Source organism: Ferrimicrobium sp., assembly GCA_022690815.1.
In the GTDB taxonomy this organism is placed as follows: domain Bacteria; phylum Actinomycetota; class Acidimicrobiia; order Acidimicrobiales; family Acidimicrobiaceae; genus Ferrimicrobium.
The window spans coordinates 1-8,217 of sequence record JALCZJ010000057.1; the positions used below are offsets into that span (position 1 = coordinate 1).

General features: G+C 57.7%; 5 protein-coding genes and 1 pseudogene. 4 read left to right on the forward strand and 2 right to left on the reverse strand.

Features of this window, described 5'->3' with window-relative positions:
- Positions 1 to 319: 319 nt before the first annotated feature.
- On the reverse strand, positions 320 to 1,822 hold the full coding sequence (locus MP439_11075) for a hypothetical protein (protein ID MCI2976595.1): 1,503 nt from the start codon (positions 1,820 to 1,822) through the stop codon (positions 320 to 322).
- 1,737 nt (positions 1,823 to 3,559) lie between these two features.
- On the opposite strand from MP439_11075, the gene MP439_11080 reads away from it, so the two are divergent.
- From MP439_11080 to MP439_11095, 4 genes and pseudogenes are all read left to right on the forward strand, one after another.
- A complete protein-coding gene (locus MP439_11080) occupies positions 3,560 to 4,699 on the forward strand; it encodes an EAL domain-containing protein (GenBank protein MCI2976596.1) in 1,140 nt (379 codons plus the stop codon).
- Positions 4,696 to 5,637, forward strand: a complete 942-nt coding sequence (locus MP439_11085) for an EAL domain-containing protein (GenBank protein MCI2976597.1) — start codon at positions 4,696 to 4,698, stop codon at positions 5,635 to 5,637. Before MP439_11080 ends, MP439_11085 begins: the two co-directional genes overlap by 4 nt.
- 37 nt (positions 5,638 to 5,674) lie before the next feature.
- Positions 5,675 to 6,811 carry a DUF3048 domain-containing protein gene (locus tag MP439_11090; protein ID MCI2976598.1) on the forward strand — a complete coding sequence of 379 codons (1,137 nt, stop codon included), beginning with the start codon at positions 5,675 to 5,677 and terminating at the stop codon, positions 6,809 to 6,811.
- A gap of 160 nt (positions 6,812 to 6,971) precedes the next feature.
- Positions 6,972 to 7,512 (forward strand): annotated as a pseudogene (locus MP439_11095) (IS607 family transposase).
- 524 nt (positions 7,513 to 8,036) lie between these two features.
- Here MP439_11095 and MP439_11100 read toward each other — a convergent pair.
- Positions 8,037 to 8,217, reverse strand: a 181-nt coding sequence (locus tag MP439_11100; protein ID MCI2976599.1) for a hypothetical protein, incomplete at its 5' end; no start/stop codon positions are given.

The following is an 8,217-nucleotide window of genomic DNA, read 5'->3' on the forward strand; positions in this document are numbered from 1 at the left end:
TCACTCAACGTGACGACGTAGGTGGGTTTACCTCCGGTACGCTTCTTGGTCCCTTGTGAATCATTCGCCGCTTGGGTTGCTTTGGATATCTGCTTGGCCACTGTCATTGCCTCTTGCCCCAAGAGAGCAGATGTACAATGGGTTCAACGGGGGCCAAATATTGAAAATTCCCGTTTCACAGCGAAACTTTGATTAGGGACACTAGAAATCCAGGTGGCCGATGCGACCCCTTTTGAGCTCGCGCACGCCTTGGAGCCACCATGACCAGACTCTTGGATGTGACCTACGTTCAAGGTGCGAGGTCAGTGGATACCCACCGCTACTTGGAGACGACCGTCACTGAATATGGTGGCAGTGTCAGGTCGCTTGAGACGTGCAGTGACACCAAATTCACTGCTTGTGCCAAAGGTGAGCCGCGCAACTGCTGCGCGGATGCACCCGTCGGGATCAACTTGCCTGCGGCAAGCGTGGCAGAACTCGAACCGAGGTTGACAAAGATGAGCCTGTCTCCTCCAGAGGCGGGCCTCACGTTGATCCCGCTCACTGAGGTTGTGGATCCGTTTAACACCGGGTCATTTGCAATGGTAAGTTCTGTGACTTCCGTCGCTTGCTTCATCGCTTGGTTGATCAGTCGACTGGCACTGCCCGTGGGTGTCGTCGTAGGCGGTATGCCCGAAGTGAATTGCGCGGAACTGGCGGCACCAAACAGATCCCAGTAGTCGGTGAGCGTGATACGTGGTGATGCCAGCTCCTGTAAATCAAGTTCGGCGATGTACAACGCGTGTTCCCAGGTGGTTCCGAAGGCAGGTGAGCCTAGCGAGAGGGCATTGATGCCGAGGTTGTACTCGGTTATCCACACCGACAGGCGTGAGGGCAACGAGTTGATGATGTCGGCGACGGGTTGCCAATCGATGCTTGCTCCCGCCAGTAGCGTTGCCGGTGCGGGGAGCCTCGTCTTGGTGGCTTGTATGGAAGGATAGTCGTGCAATGTGACAGCGTTGATGTCACGTGCTGCGATGCTGAGCAGTATCGAGTTCCACTGGCGTTCGCGAGGGGTTGTACGCTCTGCGCTTGCGACCGCAGCGATCTGCGCGTTCGGGAAGGCTGCGCGTATCGCTGGCGCCCACGATGCGACTAGATCCGCATACGACCTTGGAGTCGGAAAGGCGCGGAGATAGTTTGAGTCGGGCAGGTAGAACTCGTTGCCGAGTTCGATGTAGCGAACGGGAATCCCCATTTGCGCTGCGGTTGTCAACATTTCGAGTTGGTCGCTCAGCGTTGAGGTCATCACGTTGAGGTCGAAGATCGGAACAGCGCCGGTCGCGTGCGTGATTTTCTTGAGCGTGGTTAGCGTGAACCCGTACCTGCGGTATCGGCCCGGCTTGGTCTTGGTCCTACCGGAGTTGGTTACGCTCGTCGATGGTGGCTGATTGACCGTTCCAGTTTGCCAATCCCAGTAGTTCGAGATAGCCCCGCCGGGATATCGGATTGTTCCAGGGGCCGCCGAGGTGACTGCGTCGATCACCGACGCGACGCCGTATGGTTCTGCTACTCCGGAATAATCAAGGTTGGTCCCCTCGAACGGTGTCGTTATTGCGTGGGAAGCCCCCTCGCTGACGTGCAGCACCGACTCTTGTGAGCTTTGCGCGGGCCCTTGCGAACTCTGTATCGTGCCACAGCTAGCCAGCACTAAGCACGCCAGTGTGATGATGGTTACGCCGAGCCACGAGCGACCGTGCTGCGTGGCGACACACCATCCTGTCGTGGTGTACTTAGCCTTGATCATCGACGAGGTTCCACAGGCTGCCTGCGGTGCGATCACGCAATTGTGCTCCGCGTAGGCGCGATCGCTGTTGCCAGCACACCCTCGATCGCAATGGCACCGCCGAGAGGAGCTGCAATGGCTCCCATTGGGTGGCCGAAGCTGAAGGCGCCGGCGATGTCGCCGATATTGGGCTCCACACGACTGGAGCTCCCAGAGGTCGTCTCAGTCGAGACGACCTACGATGAGCAACGATAGCGTCACGGAGCGAATGGAGGTCGTTCCATGACCAGGACAAGGTGCTCACCGAGATGGGGCTCGCGTTGGTCCATAACCGAGAGCCCTGTTGAGGCATCGCGTATCCGCATCGTTGACCCATCTGCTTGGTATGCCATCGTTGTGGCTCCACGGTCTTGGGGGGGTCGCTTGCGATCGATAGGTTGGTGCGGTGTTCGGTCAGCTTTCTGACCAGCCCAATTGTGACCAGCCCAGTTGTGACCAGCCCAGTTGTGACCAGCCCAATGCGAGACAGAGTTTGAGCCCGGTCGTCAATTGCGAAAGGGGTGGCTCTGGTGGGCGTCGACATCGACGCCACGCCCGTTGCGATCCACGGTAGTGGTGTTGAGTGGACGCTCCCTGTAGCAAGGGCGAATTCGGTCGGGCGATGATCATCTGCGCTGGAGGCGTCCCCGCGGGGGTGCTGTGGCCGCGTGACACCAGGGCGCACACTATGCCTGGCCAGGCCGACGTTCCCCAAGTGCTCGGTAACGAGACCGTCAGGCGCTCGACCGCGGGCCAGAACGGTTTGGTGCGAGTAGGTGCATCGTTGGCTGCACACGCCACGAAGGATCAGGCCACGTGCTGGTGCGTTCTCTGGTTCACGAGTTTGGCGTTGCAATAGATCCTTACGCGAGAAGTCATTGAGTTCCCTGGCATTTATGCTCATGAAGGCGTTTATCCTCATATCCGTTACGGTTCTGTAGATCCAGTGAGCGCAACTGGTCGGTACCCCTGGCGACCCTGTCGTTCAATCTATCACTATGGGGCACCATGGTGGAGCGCTACGAGCAATTTGGGTGGCGTGCACTCGCTGGTTTGTGACACCGATAGACGTCGGTGCCTTGAGGCTGACAACGTGTGCGGCATTGGGCGTGAGAGGTTGGATCGTTTGGTTCACAACTTCCGTTGGTGATCGCTCCTCGAGCGGTTACAGCGATGCTGGTACGGGAACAATCGATAGCCCCTTGAGCCCGCTCCAGGTTCTCCCTCCCCATAAGCCTTTGACGATGTGGCGGGCGCGTCTGCATTCGAGTTGGGTGCTCGCGCTGCGCACAGCTAGCGTTCCATCGCTGTGCGACGATACGGTTGGGCCATCAGTATCCAGATCGATCACCCTCCCTGGTTCCGTGCCCTATGACATTTCTTTGAGCCCGCTTGGGCTCGTTCGGGAGAGAGCTGCGTGGTTGAGCCGGGGACTGGCTGTGCAGCACTCAGCAACGTTGGGGTTGGAAGATCCAGGTTCGTTGACCCAAGGTCGTTGGCACGATCCGCCGTGGAGCACGCAGTCGCATTGGCTCCAATGCCGAGTCATCTGGCTGGAATTGGAGCGCGTGAGCCTCAATCGGGTTGCACCCATGATGTCGCAAGGTAACCGGTGCGACATGGTGTGTGGCTCCTCCAAGTCCCCGCGTCGCACATCAGCCCCCTTGTCGTTTCATCGTCTGTTAAAGGCATGGTGATTTGTGCCGAAGTGCCATAGAGGGGTCAGCACGCGGCATGGGATGGCGAGGTATGGCGATGCAAGAGCGATTAGACGACCAGGGAGTGGATATTACCTGTCTGGATGCCGCCCCTGTCGTCGGGGTCATTACCGCGACGCTGGCGAATCCGGCAGCGATGGATATCGTAACGCAGCCCATCGTCTCCCTCAATCATGGTGGGATTGTTGGCTATGAGGCGCTTGCGCGCTTCGAAGGGGAGATCCCTACCGAACGACTGTTCATGGAGGCGTCGGAGCTTGGCCTCGGAGCTGAACTGGAGGCGATCGCGCTCGAACGAGGGCTTGCAGTTTTGCGCCAACTACCGCATGGGTTTGTTCTTCACGTCAATGTATCGCCAACCTATCTCGGCATGCGTGAAATCCATCACATTCTTATCAAGAACCCGCTCGATCGTGTGGTCATCGAGTTGACTGAGCACATCCCGGTCTCCGAGATCAAGCCACTTCGACGCCAGCTTGCCATCTATCGGGCACTTGGGGCCAGGATAGCTCTTGATGATGCCGGTGCTGGCTATGGAGGGCTTGAGTTGATGTATGAACTTGAGCCAGATATGATCAAAGTCGATCGCTTCCTGATCAGCGATCTCGATCGTAGCCCGACCAAGGCAGCGGTGGTCGCGACGCTGGTCAACGCGGCGCGTGCCAAGGATATCCAAGTCGTCGCCGAGGGCATCGAGACCCAAGCTGAGTTCGATGCCGCTGCTCGGCTCGGAATCGACATGGGCCAGGGGTACTGGATTGCTCGCCCCGGTCCTGGTCTCCCTCGTATCAGCGCAGCAAAGCTGGCGAGTCACAGTCGCAAGGAGCGCAACGTGACGCTCGGGCGTGAACTTGCTGAGGTGACCGAGCCGGTTGCGACCGCCTTTGGAAGCTCCAGCTTCGTAGGTCAGACCCTCGGGGTAGGGGTTGATCATTTTGGTCGTCCCCTCTTTGTCTGGTCGATCAGTGCCGACGGAGTCGAACGCGTGAGGTCCGTTACAGAAGTGGAATGTGGCTCCTCGCTAGGGGAGTGTCTCAGGCGGGGCCTCGCTCGCGGTGTCGACACCAGACTCGATCCGCTGGTAGTGACCGATCATGCTCGTCGCGTGTTGGGGATCGTGCGTATTGAACAGCTGCTTACCGCTGGAGGTGGCACGGTCGCGGTGGAGGCGTCATGATCTCCAAGAGGATCGGCGTCAACATTACCAGTCAGCTCGATTGGGAGACCGAGGTGCGGCGCACCCTCGCCGCTCCGCAGGAGTTGACTACTATACTCGAACCCGTCACCTCATGTACGAGTTCCGAGCTTATGGCGATCGAAGGACTGACGAGAAGCCCGCGGGTTGACTCCAGGGAATTGTTTGCCAGGGCAGGAGCCCTTGGACTGGATGTGACCTTGGAGCTTTGCACCTTGAGTCGGCTGCTCGATCGGTATGCGCAAGAGGAGACAGAGGCGCGCCTGAGCGTTAACGTGTCTCCCCAAATTGTGGGTACACCAGCGGTTCAGGACCTCCTCGCTCCGTGGTGTGATCGGCTGATTATCGAAATCTCCGAGGAGAGCATCGTCCATAGCCCAGCGCAACTGGCTGCGTCGCTTGTCGGGCTGCGACAACGAGGCGCTCAGATTGCGCTAGACAACGCTGGCGTTGGCTATGGAGGACTCTCGTTACTGGTTGCGCTCGAGCCTGACTGGGTCAAGCTCGATCGACGGTTGATCGCCAGCTTCGTAGCTTCAGAGATGTCTCAGGCGGTTGTGCAGACGCTGACGACGATGGCACATCGCATTGGTGCACGTGTGGTTGGGGTAGGGGTGGAGCATGAGCCCCAACTTGAAGCGCTGATTGCCAATGATGTTGATGGATGGCAGGGCTATCTTGAGCAGCCCTTTGTTGTGCCACGGTCGTCTACTTCGATCCAAACGGTGCTGAAAGATCTCCCGGTTCCGACGAATGCCACCATGACGATCCAGGTTGGGGACTCCGTCTCGCTTGCGGTTGGGCGATGGTTACGCGAAGGAGTTCGCTCGCTTGATGATATAGCCAGGGTGAGCGACGGGTGTTACGAGCTAGGCTGGGTCAGGTTTCGTGACCTGGTTGGCATCGCGTTAAGTTGCTGACTCGATCGTAGCAAAAGACACGACAAGGGGAGGTGGAGTGGCTAAGCACTCTCGTGCCAAGGGAGGTCGAGCGAAGCAGAAGGCATCGCGCACACAACACCGGGTCCTCAACACGATGCTTGCTGTCGTTGCGGTGATTGTCGTGATCGGCGGAGCCATCACCATTGGTGCGTTGCGCACAAGCAAGTCTCCGGTAGTGCCTGCGAAGGACAAGGCCACTTCGACGCCACGGGCGGTTGCCTCAACTCTACCAGCAACCACCGCATCGACGGAGGCGAGGTGCCCTCTCACCGATCTACCCGCCCCCAACGGCCACGTGCCACAACGAGCTGCGCTTGCTATCAAGGTTGGCAATGATCCCGGTGCGCGTCCACAAAGCGGGCTTCAAGAGGCAGACGTCGTCTATGAGGTGCAGGCAGAGGGGGGCATCACGCGGTTCATCGCCGTCTTCCAGTGTCAGTCTCCACCGACCGTGGGCCCGATTCGCTCGTTGCGTTGGGTTGATTGGCATGTGGTGCACCAACTAGGACATCCCATTCTGGTCTCCGCCGGGGGCATCATTCCTGACATCGATGAGGCGAAGGCCCAGAGCTGGATGCATTACATCGATGCTCTTGCATTTGTTGGCCCACCATTCGTAAGAATTACGTCACGGGTTCCACCCGAAAACCTCTACGGGTCACCGGCCGAGATCTGGTCTCTCGTCGGCTCCACAACGCCTCCTCCCCGCCTTTTTGACTTCTCGAGCACCGTCCCCAAGGGAGGATCGAGTGTCAATACGGTGTATCTGCCATTCTCTGCGCCAGAGGATGTGAGCTGGCAATGGAGTCCGTCGGCCAATCGATTTCTGCGCTTCTATTCCGGACAGCCGGCCTACGGCAACGGTGGTGAGCAGTTGAGTGCCACCAACGTCGTGGTCCAGTTCGTCAACGCCCCCCCAGGTACCTATAACGAGAGTGGGCCCCACAGTTTGGGTGTTCACTCTCAGACGGTAGGAGAAGGTCCGGTCTGGATCTTGCGTAATGGAGAGATCTACAAGGGTGATTGGGTTCGCCATTCGTTGAATTCGACAACGTCGTACTATCTCCCCAACGGGCAACAAATCTCGCTTGCCCCCGGCCAGACGTGGGTTGAGGTTGTCCCCAATTGGGTCAGGGCCTCGATCACGAGTTGAGTCGGGCGATCGAGTTTGACCGCATCGGCTGGAGTTTGCCGTGGGGGCTGTTGGCGTGTTCTATCAACAGCGAAAGCCATACCAGCACCCAAGGCACGACGGGGTTGCAACAGTTGTCAGAGCGATGCACTGTAGTAGAACGAGCTTACGTGAGTGGGCTATGTCTCAAGGCATACATCCTCAGACGGCATACAGGTGGTATCGCGCTGGTAAATTGCCAGTACCGGCGCGCCAAATTGGTGGATTGATTTTGGTAGGAGATCTGGAGTCTAAGCCGTCAAAATCTCAGTCTTGTGTTAGTTACGCGAGAGTATCGCCGTCCGACCAAAAGTCAGACCTTGACCGCCAAGTGTCAAGGGTGTTTGCTTGGGCAACGGATCATGGTTATTCGGGCGATCGAGTGGTGATCGAAGTTGGTTCAGCGCTCAATGGGCATCGACGTAAATTTCTCTCATGACTGGAAGACAAGCAGGTTGAGACAATCCTTGTTGAACATTGGGATAGATTCTGCCGTTTCGGTGCCGAATGCGTTGAAGCCGCGCTAAAAGCTCAGTCTAGGCAGTTGGTCGTGGTAGAGGCCACAGAAGTGGATGACGACCCCATACGTGACAGATCTACTTACGTCGTTGTGCGCCCGGTTATATGGCCGGAGATCAGCGACTAGCAGAGCAAAACGTGCAGTAGATGCAGCCTGTTCATGATCGCCACTATGCGAACTAAGGCTCAAGCTCACAAGGTCGCTGAGCTCACACATTGCTGCGTGCTTGTTATGGACGGCAATCCAACCAACAAGGTGATCTTACCGGGCAACTTCGGTCAGTACCGAGAGGTGGTTGAGTCGGTCAGCGTCCTGTTCCAGCTATCAGACGACGGTGGTGAGAAGGTATCAAGCCCCTGGACGGTAGCAGGGGTGCAGTTTGAGATACAAGAGCCGCTCCAAAATACATATACATTTTTCTGCACCTCTTGTGTTTTTCGCTCTCCAGCCGCCCTTGAGTGTTCTGCCCTATCCACAGGGACAGAACGAGCCCAAGTCGATGATTGACCACCTCCTACGTCCAACTTGCGTTGTCGTAGCATGCTTGGAGTCCTGCCGCCGTGAGCGGTAGCTCCGTCTTCAACACACGTATCTAAAGTGTAATGCCCCACCACCTGGAGAATTGGGACGACAAGACCTAAGCACCCCACGATGCGAGAGTGGTAGAGGTTTCGTGAATCGTTCGAGCTAGGCGACCCTCTCGGTTACGGTGACGTCGAACCCGAGAGCCTCGATCCGCTTAGCCAGTCGCTTTACCTGAGCTTCGGGATCGTTGTGCTTCTCGAAGTAATCAGCCCCTAGATCTTGGTAGAGTTCTCCATTGGTAAGGAGATGCCAGACGACGTTTAACATGGAGTTGGCGAGCGCA